Origin of the sequence: Paenibacillus sp. S-38 (genome assembly GCF_049942825.1) — a bacterium.
Classification (GTDB): Bacteria; Bacillota; Bacilli; order Paenibacillales; family NBRC-103111; genus Paenibacillus_G.
This window is the reverse complement of the sequence record NZ_CP187970.1, coordinates 7,662,344-7,688,718: the sequence shown is the minus strand read 5'-3', so window position 1 is coordinate 7,688,718 and position 26,375 is coordinate 7,662,344. Positions and strand designations below refer to the sequence as shown.

Sequence of the window (26,375 nt, the reverse complement as noted above, 5' to 3'; positions counted from 1 at the left end):
TTTTGTTGTAAATATGGTATGATTTAAAGAGTACATACTAAACTAGAGACAGACATCACCGCGGCAGGGACTTGGGGGCACACGCGATGGATTGGATTACAGAAATCCGGATAAAGGATATTATCGATATATTGATCGTCAGCTACGTGATTTACAAGCTGATCCTCGTCGTACGGGGAACGCGGGCGATCCAGCTGCTGAAAGGGATCCTCGTGGTGGTCGTCACTTGGGCGCTGTCATCCTGGTTCAAGCTGAATACGCTGCAGTGGATGATGAATCAGATGTTCACCTTCGGCTTGGTGGGCGTGTTCATTATCTTCCAGCCGGAGCTCCGGCGTGCGCTCGAGCAGCTTGGACGGGGCACGCTGTTCTCGCGCACCAACTCCGAAGAGGACCAGGACGTCAACCGCCGCATCAATGAGGTGCTCAAAGCGGTGAACTACATGGGACGGCGGAAGATCGGGGCCTTAATTGTCTTCGAGCGGGAGACCGGACTTAATGATTATATTGAGTCGGGCATCGGCATGGAATCCAAGATCTCGTCGGAGCTGCTGATCAATATTTTCGTGCCCAATACGCCGTTGCATGACGGAGCCGTCATCATCCGGGGAGGACAGCTGATGGCCGCGGGCTGTTACCTGCCCCTGTCGGAGAACCCGTTCATCTCGAAGGAGCTGGGGACAAGACACCGGGCTGCGATTGGGATGACGGAGGTGTCGGATGCCATGTCCGTCATCGTCTCCGAAGAGACGGGACAAGTCTCCCTGGCCATGAACGGCCATGTGCTGCGGGACATTAAGGAAGACGCGCTGCTGGCAAAGCTGTTCGAAGAGCTTAAACCGAAGACGAAAGAGAAGAAAAGCAGCCCTCTGTGGAAATGGAGGCGGCGGTAGTTATGGATCAGTGGCTGCGGAATACCAATGTCGTAAAAGTGATTGCCTTGGTGATCGGCGTGCTGTTGTGGGCCGTCGTCCGTTCATCGGATGCCGGCATGGTGTCAAGCAGCTCCAGCAGCGCCATAGGTGAAGAGAATATAGGCAATGTGGCGATTACACCCAAGTATGACAAGGACCAATTCTACGTGGAGCTGGTGGAGCCGGAACGGGTTACGGTGACGCTGTCAGGCCGCGACTCCGTCGTGAAGAAGGTCATGACCTCCGGCGGCTATTCGGTGGAGGTTGACCTTACACAGGTCGGCAAGGGCGAATATACCCTGCCGCTGGTACCGGTGGGCTTTCCTGCCAACGTATCCGTCAAGGTGACGCCGGCCACCGTGAAGGTCGTCGTCGACGAAAAACGCAATAAGTCGATGCCTGTCACGGTGAATGTGACGGGGATCCCGGGAGTAGGGCTGAAGGCCGGTCAGCCGGTAGCCAAGCCGTCCCAGGTTACCGTATCGGTTCCCAGCCGCATCTACGATGAGGTGGAATCCGTCAGGACGGATGTCAGCGTAGAGAAGGCGACGTCGCCGGTCTCCAACCGCAAAGCGGTGCTGGCCGCCTATGACAAGAACGGCAAGAAGATCGAGACGGCGACGATCACCCCTAACGTGGTCGATGTTGAAGTGCCGATCACCAGCCCGTTCACGATGGTGCCGCTTCAGGTGAAGCTGGTCGGCGAGCCTCCTGCAGGCTATGCCGTGGCGTCCATCCGTCAGAGTACGGATAAGGTGACCGTGTACGGGCCGCAGAATGTACTGGATAAGCTCGAATTCTATGAAGGACCGCAGGTGGAGCTCAGCAACCTTAAGGAAGATACGGAGTTTACGCTGAGCATTCCGCCCAAGGAGAATGTAAACCAGCTTGATCCGGATAAGGTCGTGGTCAATGTATCGATTGTTCCTTCCGTTACGAAGACCCTGGAGGGCATCAAGCTGTCGATTATCGGCCAAAACGATATTTTCAATACCAAGGTAGTCCGGCCTGCGGCCGGCGTAGTGGACCTGAAGGTGGAAGGCGCGCCGACGCTGATGGACAAGCTGAAGCCGCAGGACGTGCAGGCGATTCTCGACGTAAGCAATCTGCCTCCCGGCACCCATGAGGTTACGGTCACATGGAATCTGCCGACATTCGTCAAGAAGGGGCCGGGCCAGGAGTTCAAGATGACGGTGGAGATCACCGCCAAAACCACGACTCAGCCGGCTGCTCCCCAGACACAGACGCCGGCTCCGGAGACTCCTGCGGAGACACCGCAGACTACGTCTCCAGAGCCCGCGGCACCGCAAACGCAGACTCCGGTAGAAACCCCGGCGGATGCAGGACAGCCGTCTGCGCCGACTTCCTCCACAGAGTCTGCCCCGGCACCATCGGCAGGGGAAGCGGCGGACGGCTCCAAGGATGCGCCGGCCGCTCCTGCAGGGCCTCCATCTCCCTGATGGGAGAAGGCCCAATTGTTGGATTTGACCCTGAGTGGCGAATCCGCAATAATGGGAATAGTTTGTTACAGGGCATAGGCGGTATAGAAATCCAGGTAACATCGTATACAGAAAACGTGAAGATGATCCATTGAAGTGATGGTCTACAGAGGGAGAGACAAAAGCGTTATGGGGAAATATTTTGGAACGGACGGAGTCCGCGGGGTCGCAAACCAGGGACTGACTCCGGAGCTCGCTTATCAAATCGGCCGCTGCGGCGGCTATGTGCTGGCAGGACAGGTAGAGAAGCCGGTGGTGCTGATCGGGCAGGACACCCGGATCTCAGGTCCGATGCTGGAAGCCTCGCTGGTCGCGGGACTGCTGTCGATCGGAGCCAATGTCGTTCGGCTCGGCGTTATTTCGACACCGGGCGTCGCTTATCTGACACGTCTGCTGAAGGCGGATGCGGGTGTGATGATCTCTGCGTCTCATAACCCCGTAGAGGATAACGGAATCAAGTTCTTCGGCGCTGACGGTTACAAGCTGTCCGACGAGACGGAACTGGAGATCGAACGCCTGATGGACGCGGAGAAAGACGAACTGCCCCGCCCGGTCGGCGGAGAGATTGGGACCGTGACCGTGAACGAGCAGGCGAAATTCCAATATCTCGACTATATTCAATCCACGGTAAAGTCGTCCTTTCAAGGCTTCCGCATCGCGCTGGACTGTGCCAACGGTGCGGCCTATGAGCTCGCCCCGAAAGTATTCGAAGCGCTGGGTGCCGAAGTGATTACCATCGGTGCGGAGCCGAACGGCCGCAATATCAACGACCACTGCGGGTCGACTCATCCGGAGAACCTGCAGAAGCTCGTCGTGGAAAGCGGTGCCCACATTGGTCTGGCGTTCGACGGGGATGCGGACCGTCTCATTGCAATTGATGAGAAAGGCGAGGAAGTCGACGGCGACTACCTCCTCAGCATCTGCGGCCACGCGTTGAATCAGGCCGGCAAGCTGAAGGAGAGCACCATCGTTACGACGGTAATGAGCAACATCGGCTTCTTTAAGGGCATCGAAGCGGTTGGACTCAAGGCAGCCAAGACCGCGGTAGGCGACCGTTACGTGATGGAAGAGATGCGCCGCGGCGGTTATAATCTCGGCGGAGAGCAGTCGGGACATGTCATCTTCCTCGATTACAACACGACGGGAGACGGCATTCTGACGGCGCTGCAAGTGATGGATACCTTGGTGCAATCGGGCAAGAGCCTCAGCGAGCTCAAAGGGATCATGCGAAAGTACCCTCAAACGCTTGTGAATGTGCGCGTAGTCGATAAGAGCAAACTGAAGGACAATGCGGCTGTGGAAGCGGCAATCCGCCAGGTGGAAGAAGAGCTTGGCGACAACGGCCGGGTACTCGTCCGTCCATCCGGCACCGAATCGCTGATCCGCGTCATGGCCGAAGGCCCTGATGCCTCCCAAGTGGAAGCGTATGTGAAATCGATCGCCGAGGTCATCGAGCGCGAGCTGGTATAAGGCATACAAGATGCTGACAAGCGGGAAATCCCCGGAGCGGCAAGGCTTCCGGGGATTTTTTGCCTATACTGGGGGGAGCTGTGTTATTGGGATAGCATCATGAAATCATGGTGAAAATATCAGTTGCACATCGCATGCAAAATGAATAAGATGGGGATATGTCTTTTTACTCAGATATAGAAAGGAGGATCGGGGTTCTTCGGTTCGACAAGCGCCAGAACTGGATCTGTCTTTTGTCCTGGGTGCGTTTTTTGCTGCGTATCGGTCTTCGAGTCTGCTTCTACGGTACTAACCCGTAAGAGAGGGACTCCAACTTATCTCCTAGACGACGCAGGAATTCATCGGCTGCAGGAATTGACAGACCAGTTGACGAGGTGAAGGTGTTCGAAACATTCGGCGGGGGCCTTCCGGGAGCGATCCATTCCGTATAAGTCGAAGTGCAAAACGTCCGGGCGACCGGGCCGACAAGAATTCGACGGGGATCGGCAGCTGTGAGCATACAGCATGAGCAAGCATTGTGGGTATTATTGAGCTTTTTACAATCAGGAGGGTACTATCATATGTGCGGAATTGTTGGTTATATCGGGAAGCGCGAATCCCAGAATATATTGATCGAAGGCTTGAAGAAACTAGAATACCGCGGTTACGATTCGGCGGGTGTGGCCGTCTACACGACCGAAGGTCTTCAAGTGAAGAAGTCCAAGGGCCGTCTGGCTGTACTGGAGTCGAAGCTGGAAGAAGCACCGCTGAGCGGAACGATCGGGATCGGTCATACCCGCTGGGCAACGCACGGCAAGCCGTCGGACGTGAACTCCCATCCGCACACGGACAATTCCCATAAATTCTCCGTAGTGCATAACGGAATTATTGAGAACTATATTTCCTTAAAGGAAGAATTGGCCGCTCAAGGGCATGTGTTCGTATCGGAGACCGACACGGAAGTCATCTCCCACCTGATCGCATCCTTATACGAAGGCGATATTGTCAAAGCCGTGCAGAAAGCCGTATCCCGCATGAAAGGGGCTTTCGCGCTGGGCGTACTGACAGAGTTCGAGCCGGATAAACTGGTTGCCGTCCGTCTTGCGAGCCCTCTGATCATTGGTGTCGGTGAGGGCGAGAATTTCATCGGATCGGATATTCCGGCCATTCTGGAGTACACGCGCAATGTCTACATCCTGAACGACGGCGAAATGGCGGTTCTGACACGTGAGGGTGTCGAATTAATGACACTCGAGGGGAATTTTATTTCCCGGGAATTATTCCATGTCGATTGGGATATTGTTACGGCGGAAAAAGGCGGATTCGATCACTTCATGCTGAAGGAGATCCACGAGCAGCCTAAGGCGTACCGTGATACCATGGGAGCGAGGATCGATGCATCCGGCAAAAAGGTTGTGCTGCCTGAAATCGGCATGACGCCTGAACAGATCCGCAGCATCCGCCAGGTTCACATCGTAGCCTGCGGAACGGCATTCCACGCCGGCCTTGTCGGCAAGACGGTCATCGAACAGCTGGCCCGCATCCCGGTGGAAACCGACGTGGCTTCCGAGTACCGCTACCGCTCGCCAATCATTACGCCTGAGACGCTCGTGATCGTGGTCAGCCAATCGGGCGAGACGGCAGACACGCTCGCTGCTCTGCGTGAAGCGAAGAAATGCGGCGCCCGCGTACTTGCCATCACGAACGTGGTAGGCAGCTCCGTTTCCCGTGAAGCGGACGACGTGATCGTTACATGGGCAGGTCCGGAGATTGCCGTAGCTTCCACGAAGGCTTACACTTCCCAGCTCATCGCGTTCTATCTGCTTGGCCTGTACCTGGCCCAGACGCTGGAGACGAAGAGTGAAGCCTATATCGCTGAAGTGATTGCAGGTCTTCAGGAACTGCCTCAGAAGGTTGAGAAGATTCTGGAAGGCGCAGAAGCCATTAAAGAAGTTGCGGAGCAGATCTCCACGCATGACAACCTGTTCTTCATCGGCCGCGGTCTGGATTATGCCGTTGCCCTGGAAGGCTCGCTGAAGCTGAAGGAGATTTCGTACATCCACTCCGAAGCTTATGCAGCCGGAGAACTTAAACACGGTACGCTGGCATTGATCGAAGAAGGCGTTCCGGTGATCGCCCTTGCTACGCAGGAAGATCTCTTCGAGAAGACCGTCAGCAACATTAAAGAAGTGACGGCACGCGGTGCACATGTGTTCGGCATCCATCATGAAGGCGAAACCGAGCTGGCGAAAGTCGTCGATCAAGTGTACGCCATTCCGGGTACGCAGCCGCTGTTGACTCCTGCACTGTCGGTTATTCCACTGCAGCTGCTGTCCTACTACGCATCGCTGGCCCGCGGCAATGATGTCGACAAGCCGCGCAACCTGGCGAAGAGTGTTACGGTAGAGTAGTAAACAACTCAATAATTATATTTCAAAGCTGAGCAGGTCAGGATGCTTTTTCTGACATCTGCTCAGCTTTTTCTTTTTGGAAAGGACAAAAGATCGAATGGGTCTAGTGACCTGTGTCATCAGAAAGTAGTGACCATCTCAATTACCGGTGTCACTATCGAGACAAGAGTCATCCCGTTTACACTGATACACATGGTAAACTTTTCGATACGTGAGTATTGAGGCGACGGGGGATGTACAGAATGAAACGAAAACGAAGCAGGATATGGAAGAGGGGAACCGCACTGCTGCTGGCCGCCACCATGGTCCTTGGCGATTGGGGTGCAGCACTGGCTGCAGGACCTGAGGTGCCGGGTCCGGCCGACGTGATCACAGCGGATACCGTTATGAACGCGGTCTACGGGCCTGAAGGGGGCATGACAGTCCCATCGCCGGTGCCCCTGGCCCCGCAGCCGATGCCTTTGGCTCCACAGCCGGTGGCGGCCGGGGAACCGCTGTCCTGGAATCTGCTGACGAAGATCGACCGCAGTAAGATTCCATCGATCTATCACCCGGAAGACCAGGTGCTGAAAATGAGTGCGGACGGGCGGTACGTTGCATTCAAACGCTTTGAGCTGGTCACCGAGGAGCCTGCCCATGTGAACAAGGTCATTACCATCTATGACCGTAAGACAGGGGCCATGGATGATATCCAGTCTCCTCCCAATCATTCGCAGAACGATGAAGTAGTATATTTTGACATGAGCGGCGATGCCAGATATGTGGCTTTCTCGTATATGAGATACACGGAGGACTGGAGGGAAAAGAAGACGAAGGTCTATCTGTTCGACCGGGAAACCCGCAACCTGACACCGCTGACGACGGTGGAGGGCAGTTCGGACTCCCGTGACGGTACGGACCGGGTGGCCCTCAGTGCAAACGGACGCTATGTGGCGTTCGATTCGGATGCACCTGGCATCGTACCGGAGGATAACGACGATCTGCGGGACGTCTTCGTGTATGACCGGGAGACGGCCGTAACCAAGCGGATCAGCACGCATCCGGAGATGGGCGAATACGACTACGGCGACAGCGAGGCCCCGACCATCAGCTCGGACGGGCGTTACATCGCTTTCCACAGCGATTCGAAGTTCATGGAAAAGGATACATACGGTCACACCCAGGTTTATGTATATGACCGTGAAGACAGCAGTGCCAGGCCGCAGCTGGTCAGCATCGGGCCGGGCGGAGCTGCAGGCGAGGGGCACAGCACCCTGCCGTCGATCAGTGCCGACGGCTCGGTCATTGCTTATGAATCCACGGCAGAGAATTTGGATACGGGCGATACGAACGAAGTGAAGGACATTTTTGTATATAACCGCAATACATCGACAACCAAGCGGGTTTCCTTGGCGGAGGGAGGTATTCCTTTCAACCGCGACAGCATGAGTCCTTCCATCAGCAGGGACGGCCGCTACGTGGGCTTCCACCTGGATTATGAATGGGTGGAGGATACGGATGACGACTATGACAACGATGATGAGAATGATATTCCGGAGCAGGCGTATGTCGCGGAAGCAGCGTCCCAGACGGCTTATCCGGTAACGGTGCCCCAGGCACCCTACCAGCTCCTGAGCCCAAGCCAATTTCCAATCGTGGGTGATGGGGGCAAGCTCGTTGTCTATCTCTCGGATTATTACTACTCTTATAGCGGTGGAAGTGAAGGGACGCCTTTCCCGGGAATCTTCATTGCAGAGAAGGGCGAAGCCCCGGTATGGCCGGCAGGCAGCAAGCTGGAGCCGTCGAACCGCACGAACGACAGCGTTACGCTGAGCTGGCCGGACGCCATGGACGCGTCAGGCATTCTCGGGTATCACATCTACCAAGACGGCAAAAACATCGGTTATGTGGAGTACCGGGGGGCGGGCAGCAATACGTTTACCGCCGGGGGACTGCTGCCGCTATACGAGCCCGAGTTTCAGGTGGAAGCGGTGAACACGGCCTACCGCGAGAGCTATGGCGGTCCGACCTACAAGCTGGGTACGGGCGGAGGAGAGAATCCTGCCGGCGAGCTGCGGGTGCTGTGGGACGTCGAGGATATGCGCTATAACATGGCGTTTCCCGGAAGTATGGTGGGCATAACCTCTTACGGCGAACCGGGCAAACAGGCAGCCGCTGCGCTGACCTATATGGTATGGAAGAATGAGACGGAGCAGGAGACGAAGACGGAATCGATCCCGCTTACGGAGAGCGCAGCCGGCACCTATACGGCCAAGTGGAAGATGGTCGAAGGCGTCAGCCAGATAACATCGCTGAGCGTCCAACTGAGCGATCCGGCGAAGCCCGGTACCGTGCTGGAGAAGCCTGCAGCCGGATTCCCGGTACAAGTGGCGGGGGCCGTGGAGCTCAGCTTCGCGAATCCGAGCGGCGCCAGTCTGACAGGCAGTCTGCTGACATCGACCAGCCGTCAGTATGGGCAGCAGATTGCACTCCTTCCGAATTCAGACGCCTATGTCGTGAACGGCTTGTATCCGGGCAAGGAGTACAGCTTCACCCTGCGCTCGCCGGATGGCCGTCACACTTGGGGCAGTCTGGAGCAGGTTCAAGTGGAAGGCGGCAAGCGCAGCAAGGCCAGCATGAACATTGAGCAGCCGGCCCAGCTCCGGTTCCAGGTGGTGGACCCGACAGGGCAGCCGGTCAGCGGCGTAGAAGTGCAGCTGTTCGGACCGGGCCAGAGCTATATCGATGCCTCCTCCACCTACGGAGACGGCTGGACCTCATGGACCGATTATTTGAAGGCGGGCGATTCCGTTACGGCCAAGGTGAATATCGGTGACCGGATGTATGAGCAGCCCGCGAATCAGGAAGTCATTCTCAAGCCGGGCACCAACGAGCCGGTCATCAAGCTGAAGGCACCGGGTGAAGGCGTGCTGGAGGGCTTCGTCAAGGGACCTGACGGCAAAGGAGTACGCAATGCCTATATCACCTCGACTCAGACGTTCAAGGGGCAGCCTGTGGTCCGGCGTGCGCGGACGAATCTGGAGGGGGCCTACCGCCTATCCCTGCTGAAGGGCGAAGCCAAGATCGAGGTCTTTGAATCTTCGTATCTTTACGGCACGGATGGACCCCTTACCGTGCAGGTGACGGAAGACCAGACGACGACACTGGATCTGCCGGTGAAGCAGCCGAGCAAGGGTGTGGTGAATACGGAGGTCCGCCTAAAATATCTCGAGGATACGGATTTCGGTCCGCCGGTCAATATGGAGGAAATGGCCTTCCTGACGCGCATTGAATCCAAACGCGGCTGGATGAGCGGTTATTTCCAGAATGCGCATCAATTCTACGGATCGCCTGGGGATACCGTATCGGTATGTGTTACGGGCAGCGTACCGTCTTACATGACCAGCTGCACGGATGTGGTGCTGGATAAGGACGGGAATGCAACCGCCAAGCTGTTCCTGGAGGAGAAAGGGGCCCGCATACAAGGGAAACTGGCCCAGACCCATCACCGCTGGATCTCTGGCGGACTCTACAAGCTGAAGGATCAGGGATACCGTTCGGCTGAGTCCTATCTCAGCGACAATGATTTTGAGGCGGACGGTTCCTTTAACATTAACGTGCCGGAAGCAGGCACTTATGTCATGGAGCTTGCCGGGGCGCTGCCGGGCAGTCCTTTGACATACGAATATGCCACCGTACAGTTTACCGTATCGGACCGGCAGATTCTGCAGGTGGGGAGCGTGTCATTCAGCTCCAAGAGCTTCTTCTCCAACTATTACGGCAATTACTATAATGCGCTGAGCTCCCGGATCGCTCCGGGGGGGACGGTTACGATGCGGGCCGGCTATAAAAACAGCAGCAGCGTGGACGCCGGTGAAACGAAGCTGCTCATCGACATTCCGGATGGAACGACGCCGGTGAAGGATACGGCGGGCCGCATCGTGGTCAGCGGCGCCCAGCTGGCGGGTGACCCGGTCCTGGACGGAGGGACGCTCATCCTGCCGGTCGGTACGGTGGCGCAGAAGCAGTCCGGTACCCTCAGCTTCCAGCTGAAGGTAGACCCGGCCTTCAACAAGAGCTCGGCCAAATCATCGGCCCGTATCCGGGCCAAGATGGGGGCGGAGCAGATTGAGGAGCTGCTCGGCAGCGTACTGCTGGATGCCCCGCTGGTCACGCTCGAAGCACCGGAGCGGGTCTCCAAGCCGGCGGACAGCAGTTCCCCGGTGCTGAAGCTCAGCGGGGTTGCTCCAGCAGGAAGCCAGGTCAGCGTGTATGACGGCAAGCTGCATCTCGGAAGCACCGCGGCATCGAATACGGGCTTCTGGCTGCTGTCGGTTCAGGAGCTGCCGGACCTAGGAGATCCGGGGGTCCATGCGATCCGGGCCGAAGTGGACTCGAACGGCGTGAAGCTGCACTCCCCTGTCTCTTATGTTCATTATGACAACGTGAAGCCGCAGCTGCTTGAGCTCGCGATGGCGCAGGCACCGGAGGGCCGGTGGATGACGCTGAATCTTCGCGAGGGCATTCCGAATCAGCCGTATACCGTCGTTCCGGGCAATCCGTTCCAGTTCGAGCTGAAGTTCGACAAGCCGGATGAAGTGGAGAATGTCGAGATTTATCTCGAAGGCCAATCCGGGGAGCCGGTGAAGGCGGTTCGGGAAGGAGGCATCTTCCGTGCGCTGACTCCGACGGATAAGGGCGCACTCGGTGCGATCTATGTGGATTATGACCTGAAGCCGAAGCCTTTTGTACTGGACGACAAGCAGCCGACGCTGGATGAGCTCCGGGAGACGCTCCCGCCGACCATGCGCGACTTTGAAGCCCGTGTCACCGCACCATTCGAGCTCAAGGACGGCAAGTATGCAGGTACGGTGGAGCTGACCTTCCCGCAGCTGCCGGGCTTCAAGATTACCGAGAAGCTCAGCATTCGTCCGGATGCGAAATATACGGCTTCCCCGCAGGAAATTGAACTTGCGCAGCGGTCCGGCCTGCCGATGCTGAACGGTTCGGTCAGCGTAACGGAAACGGGCGATGGGTTCAAGACGGTTTCCTCGGGCTATATGCCGATGAAGCTGCTGTTCCCAAGCGGCGTGCCCGGAAGTCTGAAGTCCGCTCTAGCAGCCAAAGTCCGCGCTTTGGCTGCAGATGAAGGTCCTGACTTCGGTACACTCGCAGACGTTTCGGTCGAGACCTACGTGCAGTACGGCGAAGGCGGCGAGGATGCCGGGACCGTCTACAAAATCAAGAAGCAGTACGAAGACAGCATGGAGTTCGCCGAGAAAATCAATAAGATTGCTTATAAAGTGGAAGCCAGCGGAATGGACTGCATCCAGGAACTGCCGACCACCGTCAAGCAGGCGGGTAAAGCGCTGGTTGCCGTTGTGGGCGGCGAAATAGGGAAGGTCGCGCTCGGTGCATGGACGGGAGCTATGGGGCTTACCGGACCGGGAGCGATTGCAGCCGCAGGCGCATCGGCCGTCATCGAAGACAAGATCGATAACTATGTTGACGAGCAGATTGACGCGATCGGAACAGGCTACAACCAATGCCGCGAAGAAGATGAAGACGAAAAGAAGAAGCGCAAGCGCAAGAAAATCGCCCGTCTGCGCTGGATCTACGACCCGAGTGGTTTTGTGTACGAGGCTGTGACCGCCAACCGCCTGAACGGCGTGAAGGCGACGGTTCTGTATCAGGAGCCGGCCAGCAAGGAATGGGTGGTCTGGGACGCAGGCCCGTATGAACAGGTGAATCCGCACGACACGGACGATCAGGGCAAATACGGCTGGGACGTTCCGGAGGGCAAGTGGAAGGTGGTTTGGGAGAAAGACGGCTATGAGACCCAGTCGAGTGCCGAGCTGGATGTCCCGCCTCCGCATACCGAAGTGAATGCCGGGCTCGTATCCTATGAAGCGCCCAAGGTTCACTCCGTAACCGGTGTGAGCGGATCTGCCGGTAGTGTTGTGGATATCGAGCTGACCAAATATGTCAAAGTAACGGAAGCAGCGGCAGCGGCACAAGCCGTAATCGTGACCGATCCGGATGGCATCCAACTGGAAGGCAGTGTCTCCTTCGTCGATCCGGCCGACAATCCGGCCGATCCTGACGGTGCCGATCTCTCGAAGACCATCCGTATCACCCCCAAGACAGCACTGAAGCCTGGAAGGGACTACAGCGTGAAGGTGAGCGCCGCCTTCCAGAGCTACGCAGGGGTCTGGATGACGGAAGCCCATGCGGGCACGTTCGAAGTACGGACGCGCGACGAGGATGGACCCTCCGCCGCAGCAGATGCAGTGAAGGTAGAGGGCGGAGGCTCCATCCTCACCGTCACTTTCAACGAGAAGCTCAGCGGCACGGTGGATGCAGCGAAGTTCACGCTGAACGGCAGTGCTGACAGCATCGTATCTGCTGTGAGAGCGTTGAAGCCGAATGCCGCGAATGCCGCGGATACCGATTACGAACAGAAGGTGATGCTCACCCTGAGCGAGCCGCTGGCTCCGGGAACCGAAGCTCAGCTCGGTATCCTGGCCGGAGCGGTCGCAGATGCGGCCGGCAACGGGACGGGAGAAGCAGTGCTGAAGGTAGTGAATGCCTCCGGCGCATCCAGCAATGCAGCGCTCTCTGCGCTGGCTGTAGAGGAAGGTGCCTTGACACCGACGTTTGATCCATCGGTTCGGTCCTACAAGGTCCAGGTTCCTCAAGCAGCCGAAGCCGTGAATGTGACGGCATCCCTGGCAGACGGGGCGGCCCGACTGATGATCGACGGAACGGCAGCGGCAAGCGGAGTGCGCAGAACGGTCCGCATCCCGGATAACGGCTCCATCGCTGTGCGGGTAACCGCGGCGGACGGAAGTACCGTGCGGGAATACAGCCTGGAGGTGGTCCGGGGCGTCACGGAGCCGCTCGGAGCCGAGGCGGCCTTGTCGGCACTGACCGTCACGCCGGGCACCCTGTCGCCGGTGTTTGATCCGGCTGTGGAGACGTACACGGTTGAAGCCGCGGCGAATGTTACCGAACTGCAGGTTACGGCGACCGCCAAAGATTCGAAGGCGAAAAGTGTGAGCATCGCCGGTGAAGCTGCAGTGAGCGGCACGCCGAAGATGATAGCCATCCCGGCGGGGGGGCAGATCGAAGTTGTGGTTACCGCCGAGGACGGCGCAACGAAGCGGACGTACAAGATTGCGGTGGGCCGGAAGCCGGATTCGGGCAGCGGCAGCGGAGGCGATAACAGCGGAGGTGGCGGCAGTTCGAACTCCTCCGGCGGAGGATCCGCGCCTCCTCCAGCCAAGCCTGAGCTGACGCAGACCGAAGCGTTTACCAGCGCAAGCGGCGGTACCGGAGTGCGCGTTACCCTGCGGAGCGAGGCGATTGCTTCCGCTCTGCAGACGGGGACGGACGGGCAAAAGCAGCTGCCCGTCGAAGTGAAGGAGCAGGCAGGCGAATACGTGCTGCAGCTCTCGGCAGACGCGCTAGCGAAGCTGACGGAGAGCCATGCCAGTGTCATCTTCCAAGCGGCAGGCCTGCAGGCTTCCATCCCGTCGGCCCTGCTGGAGACAATACAGCTGCCGGCAGGAGCGCAACTGAACTTCACGATGGGCGCCGCTTCCGCCGCTGAACAGTCAGTTATGTTGGAAGCCGCGGCCCGACAAAGCGACGCACTGCAGCTCTCCGGGCAAGCGGTGAAGATCAAGCTGGAGCGGGTACAAAATCAGGAGGCTGCCCTGCTGGCCTTCGGCCATCCGGTGGTCTTGGAGCTGCCGGTACAGGAGAGCAGGCAGGAAGCGGTCTACCGGTTCGAGGAGGCGGACAGCAAGTGGGCCTTCGTATGGAACCAGCGGCAGGGATCCGGCGGCAGATCGGCCATTGAAGCCGATTTCTCCGGCACGTACGCTGTCATGGCCTACACGAACCGGTTCGGTGATATGACAGGGCACTGGGCGTCACTCGATATGGACTGGATGGCCCGCCGGCTGCTCGTCAGCGGAGCTGCTCCGGGAGCGTTCAACCCGGATCAGTCGGTTACCCGTGCCGAGTTCGCTGCGCTGCTCGTCCGGGCCCTGGATCTGAAGCCGGCAGCGACCGCAGGCTACCAAGGGTTCAGCGATGTTCCCCAGGACGCATGGTATGCGGCTGAGGTTAGAAGCGCCGCGGAGGCCGGACTGCTGCAGGGGGTTGCGGATCACCGCTTCGCTCCTCAGGCTTGGATTACCCGCGAGCAGATGGCGGTACTGATCTGGCGGGCGAATGTGTACCTGCGGGAAGCCGCAGGACAGCAGGCGGGAACCACCGATGCGCTGAAGCCGTTCAAAGACCAGGGAAGCATCTCCCCTTGGGCTGAGGCTGCCGCGGCGGCTGCGCTCGAAGCCGGTCTGATCCAGGGGACCGCTGCGGATACGTTTGATCCGCAGGGCTCCGCCACCCGTGCACAGGCTGCCGTGATGATCAAGCGGCTGCTGCAGCTGGGGAACGGACAATAACGCTGGGGAAATGAATGAACAGCCGGGCAGGGGAGGAATCTCCTGCCCGGCTTTTTGTACGCCCAGCATGGGCGCCATCTCTAGGGTGAGAGTCCCGAACGGGGGCTGGCGAGCGCCTACCGTTAGCCAAGGGCAAGGGTGTCGGCCGTGAGGCGGAATCTGAAGGAAGCCGGAGGCAAATGCACGGGCCAAGGTACACGAACCTAATTTGAGGCAGTGTCAGTCGGATGAGTCTCCAAGACAAGACGAAATCCAAAGCCGCCAAGGGCTGATGCTGTAAACTTAGGTGGTCGCGGGCAGACAGATGGCGTTCTTATCTGGGGAGGCCTGCGGATACGCGAAGTGACTTCGTAACCGCGGCTGAGAAGCCGCGCTGAATCCGCAGGAGTCAGCAGAGGCCATAGTACGCGAGTACGGGACGCCGGAAAGCGGAAGGGCTGAACCGAAAGGAGAGAGGAAACCGGTGCGTTCGCGTGAAGAGCAGAGACAGCAGAATATTCCGCAAGGGAGCTCGCGGCAGAGAGAAGCGGTGAAGCCGCCAGGGTATGCCGGAGCGCCGAGTTCTTCGCCGGCACAAGCCGACCTTTTCTCTCGCAAAGGCCAGAGCAGGCTGCTGGAGAAGATGCTCGAAGGGCACAACCTTCGGCTCGCCTACAAGCGAGTGGTACAGAACGGAGGAGCGCCCGGAGTGGATGGTGTAACGGTAGCCGAGCTACAAGCTTACCTGAAAACCCACTGGGAACAGGTGAAAGCCAACCTCCTGACGGGAAGCTACAGACCCGCGCCAGTCAAACGGGTGGAAATCCCCAAACCCGGAGGCGGTGTACGGCTGCTTGGCATCCCGACCGTAATGGACCGTTTTCTCCAGCAGGCGCTTCTGCAAGTGATGAATCCGATTTTTGATGCACATTTCTCGGGGTACAGCTACGGTTTCCGCCCGGGAAGACGGGCGCATGACGCCGTAAAGCAGGCACAAAGCTATATCCAAAGCGGCCTCAGATGGGTCGTGGATATGGATCTGGAGAAATTCTTTGACCGGGTGAACCATGACATGCTCATGGCTAGAGTAGCACGGAAGGTGGAGGACAAGCGTGTCCTGAAGCTCATCCGCTCCTATTTGAACGCCGGAGTCATGTCGCATGGAGCGTTGGAGCGCACACCGGAAGGCACGCCGCAGGGCGGTCCGCTCAGTCCGCTTCTGGCGAACATCCTGCTGGACGATCTGGACAAGGAACTGACAAGACGGGGACTGCGGTTTGTCCGCTATGCGGACGACTGCAACATCTTTGTCTCCAGCAAGCGAGCCGGGGAGCGCGTGATGGAATCGGTGATTCGCTTTGTGGAAGGAAAGCTGAAACTGAAAGTGAACCGGGATAAAAGTGCAGTGGACCGGCCATGGAACCGCAAATTCCTAGGCTTTAGTTTCCTGTCGAACAAACAGGCGACGATTCGGCTGGCTCCTAAGACAATTTCGCGATTCAAAGAGAAAGTCCGGGAACTGACGAACCGAACCAAGCCTGTACCGATGGAGGAACGCATCCGGCGCCTGAACCAGTACATGCTGGGCTGGCTAGGTTATTTTCGCCTAGCCTCGGCGAAGACGCACTGCCAAGCCTTTGACAAGTGGATTCGGAGAAGACTCCGCATGTGTCTATGGAAACAGTGGAAACGGGTGAAGACACGCATTCGCGAACTACGTGCGCTCGGCGTTCCGAACTGGGCTGCCTATATGTTGGCAAACTCCCGTCGAGGTCCGTGGGAAATGTCCCGTAGCACAAACAATGCCCTCCCGACTTCCTACTGGGAAGCGAAAGGGCTTAAAAGTTTGCTTTCTCGTTACTCGGAACTTTGTTAACCTTTTGGAACCGCCGTATGCGGACCCGCATGTACGGTGGTGTGAGAGGACGGAGGCTAGCCGCCTCCTCCTACTCGATTATTTAGATGGACGTACCAAAATTTTACAAGTTGATTTATGATGGAGGGAGAAGGGAGGGGAAGGGGCTTGAAGGCAATCCTGACAAAGGGGGAGAGATAATAATACATTCCAACTGGAAATCGTTATGTCTAAGCTACAGGTATTGACATTGACACTAGTGTTATAGTTTAAAATCCAAAAGGAAGGTAATTCACGAATGAAGATCAGTGCGCTTGCGGAAAAAACCGGCGTCAGCGTAAGGTGTCTGCGGCACTATGAGCAAAAAGGGCTCATCCACTCGACCCGGCTGGAAAACCGATACAGGGGACTATGATGAAGAGATCATCGACCGGATCAAGACCATTCAGTTTTATCTCAGTCTAGGATTTACGACTGAGCAAATCGCTGGGTTCCTGAACTGCGTATTGAAGTATCAAGAAGCCTTATGCACGGAAATCAAACCTTTGTATGAAAAGAAAATTCGGGATTTGAACATACAAATCAAGCAGCTCCTTGAACTCAGGGAAAGGCTGGAGTCCCGCTTTCATCAGATCGAACTGCATAACAGCAGCTGAAGCAGTGCAGCAGGCAGCATGGCGGAATAGCCAAGCGGCAAGGCGAAGGACCGCAAATCCTTGATCCCTCGGTTCGAATCCAGGTACCGCCTCCATCTTCATGCTGCGTCTTGTTTTCTGCGGCGGTATAGCCAAGCGGCAAGGCAAAGGACCGCAGATCCTTGACCCCTCGGTTCGAATCCAGGTACCGCCTCCAAATCTATATACCAGAGGAGAAAAACTCCATGGCCATGGTAGAGAAAGCAAGAAAGAAAGGGTATCACCAGCTGGTGGGCTCGGAAGAGGAGCTCATGTCCCTGCTCCGCAAGGAAGTGGCGGAAGCGGAAGGGCAGGAATTGGTCATTATGGCCGGGCACTTCATGCTGTTCCTGGACGAGTCTCAAGAAGGGCTGGTTCCCGGCGTGATGGAGGTGCAGCCAACGGACCTCATGAAGCAGCGGATTGCGAACCGGGTCGGAATTTTCCCGGCGTATACCTGGGGCAAAGGGGCTCAGCTTGCCAAAGAATTCCGCGACCGGTTCTCCGATATCAAGTTTCTGCTTCTGATCAATGACTGGCAGTACGTACCCGAGAAAGGGACGGCTTCCGACCTTCGAGCACAATTCTACGAAAACTTCTCCGAACTGCCTTCCATTTATATAGACCTCCTGCAGGCCTAAGGGTTCGGGCCGAAACATATGCTTTCAAGCCGCAAGCATCCGCTGGCTTTCCCGGAGACCTGGCTGAAGTACCGATTCCAAAAGAGTGCCGATAAACTGGTGAAAGAGGGGAAACTTGAGAAACGGATGGTGGAAGACCGTCCAAACCAATCCGAAGTGACCTTCCTGGATGAAGAAGGCAACTATAAGACACTGATCAGCTGCGGCATCACAGGCTGTGCAGGCGAAGTGACCGAGATGATCTCGGAAGTCCACAAAGCGGGCCACCGTCTTATGGTGATCTTCGCACCGGGCGAATGCTACCAGCCGGTTCGCACGGGAGTAGAGATTGCACTCAACCTGTACGGGCTGCAGGACATGAAGATCATTATTGCGGATCCCGGCGGAAGCGGAGAGATGAGCATGGAAGAAATCTATGAGAAGATGGTGAATTTCTCCGTATTCTATTCTTAAGAGGAGGGGCTGCATGGGCAGCCCCTTCGAAGCATTCGCGATGGGAGGGAACTTCGTGTCCGTCATTTATCTGGATAACTGCGCAACCATGCCCTGCCGCAGGGAGATTGCAGAGGCTATGACCGCGTATTTTTGCGAGGAATTCGGGAATCCGTCCTCGCAGCACATTCTGGGCAAGAAGGCCAAGCACGCGGTGAACGGGGCGCTGGCCAAGGTCGCCCGGTTCATCGGGGCGGAACCGGATGAGATTGTGCTGACCTCAGGGGCGACCGAGAGCAACAACCTGGCGATATTCGGCGTATTCGATGTGCATGAGAAGAGCCCGGTGAATGCCGTGTTCTGCCCGACCGACCATAAGTCGAGTCTTGATGCCGCCAAGGAGCTGAACCGCCGCGGTATCGATATAAGGTATGTCGATGTACTCCGGAACGGGCGCATCTGCCTCGATTCCCTGGAGCGGCTGCTGGACGAACATACGAGGCTGGTCAGCATTGCCTGCGTGAACTCCGAGATTGGCACGATCCAGCAGGTGGAGAAGATCGCCCGCTTGTGCGCGGATAACCGGGTGATCTGCCATATGGATGCGGTGCAGGCGGCAGGCCGGATCGAGCTGAACGTAAAGGACCTGGGGATCGGGGCGCTCTCGCTTTCCGCGCACAAAATCTACGGACCCAAAGGCGTCGGAGCATTGTATGTGGAAGCTTCCGTATCCAAACGGATGAGGCCCCTCCTCTTCGGGGGAGGACAGAACCGTCTGCGGAGCGGGACTCTCCCTACACCGCTGATTGTAGGGCTGGGCATGGCCTGCGAGATGACGGAAGAGGAGTTGCAGGAGAACTACGAGGCGACCGAGAGGGTGCGGGATTACTTCATCCATGTGCTGAGTCAGCAGGTGGATGAGTTTATTCTTACGACCGACTGCGTAAGTGTCCCGCATATTCTTAATGTGCAGTTCCCGGGCGTCAGTTCGGAGACACTGGTGACCGGGCTTCGGGAAGTGGCGGTCTCCTCCGGCTCCGCCTGCAACTCCGACAGTCTGGAGCCTTCCTATGTGCTCACGGCCATCGGCCTTACGGAGGAGCAGGCCAACAGCTCCATCCGGTTCTGCCTGCATCCGGACCTCTCCTATGAAGATGTCGAACGGGCGGTATCGAAGATTGCGCAGAAGATTTACAGCATGAAGTGCTTAAGTACGATGTGAAGAAGGGACATCCATGACGGCATATCGTGTTAACCCCTATATCAAATTGGCGCTGGGCATGTGCATCATCGGCAGTTTCGTCGTGGTCAACAAAGTGCTGAGCGCCTCGGTTCCCATCTTCCTCGCTTCGGGGATCCGGCTGTTCATCGGGGCGCTGGTCTTGAACGCGATGCTGTGGTATAAGGAGCGCGCCTTTCCCCGGCTGTCGCGGAGGGATTTTCTGATCGTATTCATTCAGTCCTTCGTCGGGGTGTTCCTGTTCAGCTTCTGCCTGCTGTACGGGCTGAAGTTTACCAGCGCCGTGGAGAGCGGCATTATTACAAGCACCACGCCGGCGGTGATCGGGCTCATCTCTTTTCTCTTTTTTAAGGAAAAATTAGCAGCCCACCAGCTCACCGGTATCGCGCTGGCCTTGGCGGGAGCTCTGGTGATTAACGTCTTCGGGATTCTATCGGGCTCGGAGTGGAGCCTCTCGCTATGGGGGAACCTGCTGATCTTTGGCGCGGTGATCGGGGAAGCAGTATTCATGACGTTCGGTAAGCTCCTGTCGGCGGACCTAAGCCCGCTGGCATCGGCGGCGCTTACCAGCACGATCGGCTGCGTCTTATTCCTGTCGGTCTCCCTGGTGCAGGCGGCCCAGTTCGAGATCATGGCGGCAGCGCCTCTCACCTGGGGACTGCTCGTGTATACCGGAGTGGTGGTTACGGTAATCGCGGTTCTGCTGCTGAATCAGGCCATGGTGCAGATCCCGGCAGGGTCGTCCGCCGCCTTCTCGGGGCTGATGCCGGTGAGTGCCGTTGTCCTCTCCTATGCCGCGCTGCACGAACCGATTCATTGGTACCATGTCGTCGGGATCTTGTTTGTGCTTGCCGGCATTCTATCCATCTCACGCCGGAAAAGGGCGGAAGTATCAGGAGAGGGACAGCAGAAGCCCGTCTCCTTATAGACCGGCTACGGTGTTCTGCCCAAATGAGGATAAGGATCAGCAGCGGCAGCGGAGTGGTGCATGGGACGGCAGGACGGTCTTCTTCCGTGGAAGAAGGCCTTTTTTCGTTGTACGGGATAGGGCGCGGGGTCCCCTTCATCTAAAAATTCCCTAAAGTGGAAGGATAATTGCAAGCCGAATCGAATAAGAATAGGGAACGTATGATCCCTATACTAAAAGGAGGAATTGGCTTGGAATCGACCGCCCATCCCGTTTCGCCCATTGTGATTGCACTTCCATCAATGACCGTCGCCGGTATTTCGATTGAAGCGAATCTGAAACAGATCAGTGAAGAGCTTCTCGGCCGGAAGGCCTACGAAACGATGCTGTCTCGCAGAGAGGAGCTGCCGGAGAAGCAATCCCCCCATCTCCACCTTGTTCAAATCTATCCGCTTAAGCCCGGCTTTCATGCACAGGTGGACGCGTTCCGCCAGATCATCGGCTGCCTTGTCCCTGAAGGGACGGAGCCGCCGGAGGGGATGACGGTCCATACCCTGCCGCCAAGGGAGTATGTGAAAGCGACCCACCAAGGCCCGGAGTCCGAACTGGGAAAGACGTATGATGCGATTTATGGACAGTGGATGCAGAAGAACGGGAGGCGCCCGGACTGCTTCGACTTCGAGGTGTGGGATGACCGCTACCGCCCGGACCAAGAGGACAATGAGATCGATCTATACGTCGCTTTGGCGAAGCTGTGAGAGGGGGAAGCGAGTTGAGCACAATGACCAAGAAAGCGCTGCTGAAGAAGGTGGAATGTGCGTACATTCCGGTGCGGGATGTGGCTGTGTCGGCAGCTTGGTATGAAGAGGTATTGGGCCTTACGCTGCGTTCGCCGCTGGAGCCGGGCAGGGGAGCGATTCTGGTGCTGGGGGATGGGCAGTGGCTCTTCCTGCTGCCGTGCAGTGAAGGTACGGCCATGACATTCGAGACCGCCGGCTGGGCGGAGAGCGGGCAGGCGTATGAGATGTTCCCGCTCTGCTTCGAGACCGAAGATATCGAGGGGCTGCACGCTTCCCTCCTGGCGGCCGGTACATGGGTGGAAGAAGGCATCCGGGATGAAGGGAGCTGCGGGAAGCAGCTGACATTCAAGGACCCGGACGGCAACAAATTCCAAGCCTGGCAGCAGCCTTAGACTGAAGGGAATAGGGCTGAAGCCGATTATAAGAAATATAAGATGGCAGGACCGAACCCTGATGAGATATAAATTCTTATATTTGAAAAAAAGGGAAGTGCCCCGAAGAGCACTTCCCTTTTCTGTGAAGTTTAATTGATTATTGCCCCGGAATCCGGACATGGAACTCAATACTGCGTTCTTGCACCTCAACCTTAATGCTTCCCTTATACCCTTCGACGATCCCTTTGACAATCGACAGCCCGAGGCCATGATGCTCGCCCTCCTTGGTCGAGAATCCAGGCTTGAACAATTGCTCGATCTCCTCTGCGGATGGCGGTTGATGGCACGGATTTTTCACCTTGATATGGAAATCACCGCTGTCCACCCATCCGGTCAGCAGCACTTCCCTTTCTTCAACGGCCAGCTTCTCCACTTCATCAAACGCATTATCGACAAGATTGCCGATAACCTTCACCATATCGACGGACTTCAGGGCATTGAGCGGCAGTTTGCAGAGATGCTGAAAATCATGCTGGAACCGGATCTTCCGCGAGATGGATGCGGCTACCTTGGCCTGCACCTGGGAGGCGATGACCGGATGATCAATCTGGATGAGATCGCTGATCTCCACAATCTCCTGGACGAACTGCTTCGTATACTTCTTAACTTCCTCGTATTTGCCAAGCTGAACCATGGTATGGATGGTCTGAACATGATTCAGAAAGTCATGCCGCTGTCCCCGTACGGTGGTGAACATCTTCGAAATATCCTCGATATATTGGTCCTGCGTGAGCTGGACCGCCGATTCCTTCGCCCGGCGCATATAGATCACATAGAGATAAATAATGATCAGCGCCATCAGCGTAGCCAGGATGATCAGATAGACCGCGTTGCGGGCCTGCTTGTCGAGGTGCGACTGAATCGACTGATAATCGGACACGACGCCAATGACGTAAGGAAACTCCTGTCCGCCCATGTCCCTGCCGGTGGGCACGGGGATAAAGCTCTTGATGACCTTACGGCCGGCGCTCACCCCGCTGTAGGTTATCGTCCGGTTCTCCGCGATGGACTGCCGCACACTGGCCACATCCCGGGACTCCGGGAACATATAGGTTCCAAAATAAATGTCCCGGTTGCTGAGAGATACGAACTTCGAACCGTCATTGCGCTTGAACTCCGGTGCCTTCTCTCCGAAGAGCTTCGGATTGAAGCCGGTAATCTCAAGGATGGTGCTGTCCTTTTTGAGCGTACGCTGTACGATTTCTTCGTACCCGACCAGGTTCTGGAATTCCCGGATCTGGCGGTCGTGCACGTAAGGGTTGATCATGTAATTCGTGGAGCCGTCATAATAATAGCCCCACTTGTCGATCGAGCCTGGGTTGGATGCTGAATATTCCAGCGGGCCCGCCCAGTAATTCTTGAGCTTCTGGCCCTCCGGTATGGATACGGGCTGAAGCTCGAACAGCTGCTTCATCGCCGTGTACCAGAAGCCCCACTTCTTGGCACTGATGCCGATCTCCTTGGGATCGGATGAGCGTACCCCCACAATGTCCTTCTCCTTGCGCTGGAACAGGGTGATGTGGGAGATGCCGAGCTCTTGGCTCAGGGCCGCGAGCTGCTCATTGGTAACGTTCTCGAAATTCGGATCAAGCGAGCGTTGAATGGTCATGGCGGCGATCCGAAGCTCCTGCCCGATAAGATCCTCTACGTAACGTACGGACAGATGATATTGAGAGATGGAATCGGTCAAATCGACCGCGATCATCTCGGACTCTTTCTGGAACGTATCTTCCAGTCTTTCCTGCGTGACTTCATAGAAAACGAAGTTATTTAAGAGAATGGTAGAGAAAAAGATTACCACGAAAATCACGATAAATTTCGATTTGTTAAACCATTCCGCTTTTAACACGGCGGCCACCCCGATTATAGGCAAAGTTCCTTATATTATAGCATATTTCGACAAAAACGCGGTAGATAAAGCTCGTAGATTCGTTTTTGCGCTCCGTTATGCTTCGCATAAAGGTCGCTGACCAAAACGAACTGCGTCGCAGGCAAGATAAAAACAGGAGGAGCCTGCAGATTCGTATTTGCGCTCCGTTATGCTTCGCATAAAGGTCGCTGTCAAAAACGAACTGCATCGCCGGCAGAGATAAAAACAGGAAGAGCTCGCAGATTCGTATTTGCGCTCCGTTATGCTTCGCATAAAGGTCGCTGTCAAAAACGAACTGCGTCGCAGGCTGGAGGCGAGTGTATAACCGGCTGCTGCAGAGATGGCGTCCGCCCGCCTGGAAATGGGGCGCCGCAAGCTCTATAATGCAAATGGGGCTCCCATTTGAACTGTGAGAAGGAGGCGTGGCCGTTTGCCGCAGCTCGATATGCCGTCACTTCTGCTGATTCTGCTGGCGCTGCTCGGCGTCGTCAGCCGGAACCAGTCGATAACCATTGCCGCCGTCGTGCTTCTGCTCATCCGGACCCTGGGTCTGCATCAGGCGTTCCCGTGGATAGAGAAGAACGGGCTCTCGCTGGGCATCATCATCCTGACGATCGGCATTCTCACTCCCCTGGCGAGCGGGACGATCAGCGCCAAGGAGCTCTATCAGTCCTTCCTGCACTGGAAATCCATCGCCGCCATAGGCGTGGGCGTCCTGGTAGCCTACTTGGGCGGACGGGGCGCCCACCTCATGTCCAGTTCTCCGGCGCTTGTTACCAGCCTCGTGATCGGAACGATCCTGGGTGTGGCCTTCTTCAAGGGCGTGCCGGTGGGGCCGCTGATTGCGGCGGGCATTCTGTCGCTCCTGGTGGCCAAATGAAAACAGACCTAACCGCGTGATCATCGGGTTAGGTCTGTTTTTTGTACGGGCGACGCCGGAGACGCCGGGTTACCAGCCGCGCACGGACATCCGTTCTTCCGGGCGCAGCGTTCTGTTTGAAACCATTCGGGGACTTCCTGTACACTGAAGTGAAGTGGCCCCGGAAGAACGGGCCGCGGTCAGCATGGGGCCGGGGCAGGGCGAGGGGGGGCATCGTCCCGCGAAGTCCTTCGTGCAGGGCGTCTGCGAGTTCTGCCCGCGGCCCGGCATCTGTTCGCCAGGCCCGGTAACCGGCGCTCCCGCGAAGGAGCTGGCGGCTGCGGTGACGAAGGCCTGCTGCGCCGAAGGGGCCATTGTACTCACGGCCAGCGTATACGGCAATGTGCTGTACTGCCTGACGCCGCTCGGCATTACCGGGGAGCAGCTCGAGGAAGGCCTCTCCATTCCGGGAGGCATGCTTCGAAGACTGATGGCTATCCAGCCTACGATAGGAGTCTGATAGAGCATGAAACAACATTTATGGATCGGCGGGCAGTGGAAGGAAGCCCGCTCTTATACGGAACTGCGTTCGCCTCATACCGGCGAACTGCTCGCGGAGGTCGGCCAGGCCGACGAGGCCGACGTGGAAGAAGCCATCGCCGCGGCCCAGGCGGCCGGCAGCGTGATGCGGTCGCTGCCTGCGCACGAGCGGGCCTGCATTCTGGAGAAGGCCGCCTTGCTCATGGAGCAGCGGGCGGAGGAGCTCGCACGGCTGCTGGCCCAGGAGGCCTCGAAGCCGCTGAAGGCCGGACGGGCGGAGATCGGCCGCACCGTGCAGACGTACAAGTTCGCCGCGGAAGAGGCGAAGCGGATTCACGGCGAGACCGTGCCGGTGGACGCGGCCCCGGGCGGGGAAGGGCGCCTCGCCTTCACGGTGCGCCGTCCGGTCGGGGTGGTGGGGGCGATCACCCCGTTCAACTTCCCGTTCAACCTCGTCGCGCACAAGGTCGGCCCGGCGATTGCCGCCGGCAACACGATCGTGCTGAAGCCCGCCGGGCAGACGCCGCTGAGCGCCCTGGCACTCGCCGGCATCCTGCACGAAGCCGGCCTGCCGGCGGGCGCGCTGAACGTGATCCCGGGCAAGGGCTCGGTGGTCGGCGAGAAGCTGGTGCAAGACAGCCGCATTGCGGCGATCACCTTCACAGGCAGCCCGGAGGTCGGCATCGCCATGAAGAACAAGGCCGGCCTGAAGCGGGTGACGCTGGAGCTCGGGTCGAATGCAGCCGTGATCATCGATGATACGGTCGAGATCACGCAGGCGTTCATCGACCGGTGCGTGCTCGGCGCATTCTCCTACAACGGCCAGGTGTGCATCTCGATCCAGCGGATCTATGTGCACGAGAGCCGGTATGAGGAATTCGCCCGCCGCTTCGTCGAGGCTGCCGAGAAGCTTGTCGTGGGCGACCCGCTCGAGGAGACGACCGATATCTCGGCGCTGATCGCCGGCAAGGAAGTCGAGCGCATAGCGTCCTGGGTCGATGCGGCGGTGTCTGAAGGGGCGGTCGTCCTCACGGGAGGCCGGGCTGTCTCGCCGGCGGTTTTCCCGCCAACGGTGCTCGCGAACGCAGCCGAGGCGTCGTCCGTCTCGTGCCAGGAGGTGTTCGGCCCGGTCGTTACGCTCTCCTCCTTCGCGGACGTATCCGAAGCGATCGCCGCCGTCAATCGCTCACGGTATGGGCTGCAGGCGGGGATCTACTCGGCGAACATCCATACCGCAATGCGGGCGGCGGAGGAGCTGGAAGTCGGCGGCGTGATCATCAACGACATCCCGACGTTCCGGGTCGACAATATGCCGTATGGCGGCGTCAAAGAAAGCGGGTTTGGCCGCGAGGGCATCAAGTACGCGGTCGAAGAGCTGACCGAGCTCAAGTTTATCTCGATCAAGCTGTAGCGGGATG

General features: G+C 57.6%; 18 protein-coding genes and 2 tRNA genes. 19 read left to right on the top strand and 1 reads right to left on the bottom strand.

Annotated elements, in window-relative coordinates; genetic code table 11:
- Positions 1–86: 86 nt before the first annotated feature.
- The 16 genes from cdaA (at position 87) to ACP26L_RS33400 (ending at position 21,646) form a co-directional block, all read left to right on the top strand.
- Positions 87–893 carry a diadenylate cyclase CdaA gene (gene cdaA, locus ACP26L_RS33475; RefSeq protein WP_013921113.1) on the top strand — a complete coding sequence of 269 codons (807 nt, stop codon included), beginning with the start codon at positions 87–89 and terminating at the stop codon, positions 891–893.
- A gap of 2 nt (positions 894–895) precedes the next feature.
- Positions 896–2,374 (top strand): CdaR family protein, encoded by a 1,479-nt coding sequence (locus ACP26L_RS33470; RefSeq protein ID WP_426449912.1) that lies wholly within the window; start codon positions 896–898, stop codon positions 2,372–2,374.
- A 168-nt stretch (positions 2,375–2,542) separates the two neighbouring features.
- Positions 2,543–3,883 (top strand): phosphoglucosamine mutase, encoded by a 1,341-nt coding sequence (gene glmM / locus ACP26L_RS33465; RefSeq protein WP_426449911.1) that lies wholly within the window; start codon positions 2,543–2,545, stop codon positions 3,881–3,883.
- Between the two features lie 560 nt (positions 3,884–4,443).
- The gene (gene glmS / locus ACP26L_RS33460; protein ID WP_426449910.1) at positions 4,444–6,273 is read left to right on the top strand and encodes a glutamine--fructose-6-phosphate transaminase (isomerizing); all 1,830 of its coding nucleotides are present in this window, start codon (positions 4,444–4,446) and stop codon (positions 6,271–6,273) included.
- A gap of 242 nt (positions 6,274–6,515) precedes the next feature.
- On the top strand, positions 6,516–14,726 hold the full coding sequence (locus tag ACP26L_RS33455) for an S-layer homology domain-containing protein (RefSeq protein WP_426449909.1): 8,211 nt from the start codon (positions 6,516–6,518) through the stop codon (positions 14,724–14,726).
- A 463-nt stretch (positions 14,727–15,189) separates the two neighbouring features.
- A complete protein-coding gene (gene ltrA / locus ACP26L_RS33450) occupies positions 15,190–16,581 on the top strand; it encodes a group II intron reverse transcriptase/maturase (protein ID WP_426445489.1) in 1,392 nt (463 codons plus the stop codon).
- 277 nt (positions 16,582–16,858) lie between these two features.
- A complete protein-coding gene (locus ACP26L_RS33445) occupies positions 16,859–16,975 on the top strand; it encodes a MerR family DNA-binding transcriptional regulator (RefSeq protein WP_426449908.1) in 117 nt (38 codons plus the stop codon).
- A 7-nt stretch (positions 16,976–16,982) separates the two neighbouring features.
- On the top strand, positions 16,983–17,216 hold the full coding sequence (locus tag ACP26L_RS33440) for a MerR family DNA-binding protein (protein ID WP_426455196.1): 234 nt from the start codon (positions 16,983–16,985) through the stop codon (positions 17,214–17,216).
- 20 nt (positions 17,217–17,236) lie between these two features.
- Positions 17,237–17,311: transfer RNA gene (locus ACP26L_RS33435), tRNA-Cys, on the top strand.
- Between the two features lie 26 nt (positions 17,312–17,337).
- Positions 17,338–17,412: transfer RNA gene (locus ACP26L_RS33430), tRNA-Cys, on the top strand.
- 28 nt (positions 17,413–17,440) lie between these two features.
- The gene (locus tag ACP26L_RS33425; RefSeq protein ID WP_426449907.1) at positions 17,441–17,875 is read left to right on the top strand and encodes a hypothetical protein; all 435 of its coding nucleotides are present in this window, start codon (positions 17,441–17,443) and stop codon (positions 17,873–17,875) included.
- Between the two features lie 99 nt (positions 17,876–17,974).
- On the top strand, positions 17,975–18,328 hold the full coding sequence (locus ACP26L_RS33420; protein ID WP_426449906.1) for a hypothetical protein: 354 nt from the start codon (positions 17,975–17,977) through the stop codon (positions 18,326–18,328).
- A gap of 13 nt (positions 18,329–18,341) precedes the next feature.
- Positions 18,342–19,529, top strand: a complete 1,188-nt coding sequence (locus tag ACP26L_RS33415) for a cysteine desulfurase family protein (protein ID WP_426449905.1) — start codon at positions 18,342–18,344, stop codon at positions 19,527–19,529.
- 13 nt (positions 19,530–19,542) lie between these two features.
- The gene (locus ACP26L_RS33410) at positions 19,543–20,475 is read left to right on the top strand and encodes a DMT family transporter (protein WP_426449904.1); all 933 of its coding nucleotides are present in this window, start codon (positions 19,543–19,545) and stop codon (positions 20,473–20,475) included.
- Positions 20,476–20,705: 230 nt separating this feature from the next.
- Positions 20,706–21,212, top strand: coding sequence for a GyrI-like domain-containing protein (locus ACP26L_RS33405; protein ID WP_426449903.1), 507 nt, complete (start codon positions 20,706–20,708; stop codon positions 21,210–21,212).
- A gap of 23 nt (positions 21,213–21,235) precedes the next feature.
- A complete protein-coding gene (locus tag ACP26L_RS33400) occupies positions 21,236–21,646 on the top strand; it encodes a VOC family protein (RefSeq protein WP_426455195.1) in 411 nt (136 codons plus the stop codon).
- A gap of 139 nt (positions 21,647–21,785) precedes the next feature.
- Here the strand turns inward: ACP26L_RS33400 and ACP26L_RS33395 are convergent, their stop codons facing one another.
- Positions 21,786–23,498, bottom strand: a complete 1,713-nt coding sequence (locus ACP26L_RS33395; RefSeq protein WP_426449902.1) for a sensor histidine kinase — start codon at positions 23,496–23,498, stop codon at positions 21,786–21,788.
- 490 nt (positions 23,499–23,988) lie between these two features.
- Between ACP26L_RS33395 and ACP26L_RS33390 the strand changes: the two genes are divergently transcribed.
- From ACP26L_RS33390 to ACP26L_RS33380, 3 genes are all read left to right on the top strand, one after another.
- Positions 23,989–24,438, top strand: coding sequence for a DUF441 domain-containing protein (locus tag ACP26L_RS33390; RefSeq protein ID WP_426449901.1), 450 nt, complete (start codon positions 23,989–23,991; stop codon positions 24,436–24,438).
- 154 nt (positions 24,439–24,592) lie between these two features.
- Positions 24,593–24,937 (top strand): hypothetical protein, encoded by a 345-nt coding sequence (locus ACP26L_RS33385; protein ID WP_426449900.1) that lies wholly within the window; start codon positions 24,593–24,595, stop codon positions 24,935–24,937.
- Between the two features lie 6 nt (positions 24,938–24,943).
- The gene (locus tag ACP26L_RS33380) at positions 24,944–26,368 is read left to right on the top strand and encodes an aldehyde dehydrogenase family protein (RefSeq protein WP_426449899.1); all 1,425 of its coding nucleotides are present in this window, start codon (positions 24,944–24,946) and stop codon (positions 26,366–26,368) included.
- The last annotated feature ends 7 nt before the right edge of the window (positions 26,369–26,375 follow it).

What these genes read in the sequence shown, in the direction of transcription:
- cdaA (WP_013921113.1), top strand. Translation starts at nt 87, where the DNA reads ATGGATTGGATTACAGAAATCCGGATAAAGGATATTATCGATATATTG.
- ACP26L_RS33470 (WP_426449912.1), top strand. Translation starts at nt 896, where the DNA reads ATGGATCAGTGGCTGCGGAATACCAATGTCGTAAAAGTGATTGCCTTG.
- glmM (WP_426449911.1), top strand. Translation starts at nt 2,543, where the DNA reads ATGGGGAAATATTTTGGAACGGACGGAGTCCGCGGGGTCGCAAACCAG.
- glmS (WP_426449910.1), top strand. Translation starts at nt 4,444, where the DNA reads ATGTGCGGAATTGTTGGTTATATCGGGAAGCGCGAATCCCAGAATATA.
- ACP26L_RS33455 (WP_426449909.1), top strand. Translation starts at nt 6,516, where the DNA reads ATGAAACGAAAACGAAGCAGGATATGGAAGAGGGGAACCGCACTGCTG.
- ACP26L_RS33445 (WP_426449908.1), top strand. Translation starts at nt 16,859, where the DNA reads ATGAAGATCAGTGCGCTTGCGGAAAAAACCGGCGTCAGCGTAAGGTGT.
- ACP26L_RS33425 (WP_426449907.1), top strand. Translation starts at nt 17,441, where the DNA reads ATGGCCATGGTAGAGAAAGCAAGAAAGAAAGGGTATCACCAGCTGGTG.
- ACP26L_RS33415 (WP_426449905.1), top strand. Translation starts at nt 18,342, where the DNA reads ATGGGCAGCCCCTTCGAAGCATTCGCGATGGGAGGGAACTTCGTGTCC.
- ACP26L_RS33410 (WP_426449904.1), top strand. Translation starts at nt 19,543, where the DNA reads ATGACGGCATATCGTGTTAACCCCTATATCAAATTGGCGCTGGGCATG.
- ACP26L_RS33400 (WP_426455195.1), top strand. Translation starts at nt 21,236, where the DNA reads ATGACCAAGAAAGCGCTGCTGAAGAAGGTGGAATGTGCGTACATTCCG.
- ACP26L_RS33380 (WP_426449899.1), top strand. Translation starts at nt 24,944, where the DNA reads ATGAAACAACATTTATGGATCGGCGGGCAGTGGAAGGAAGCCCGCTCT.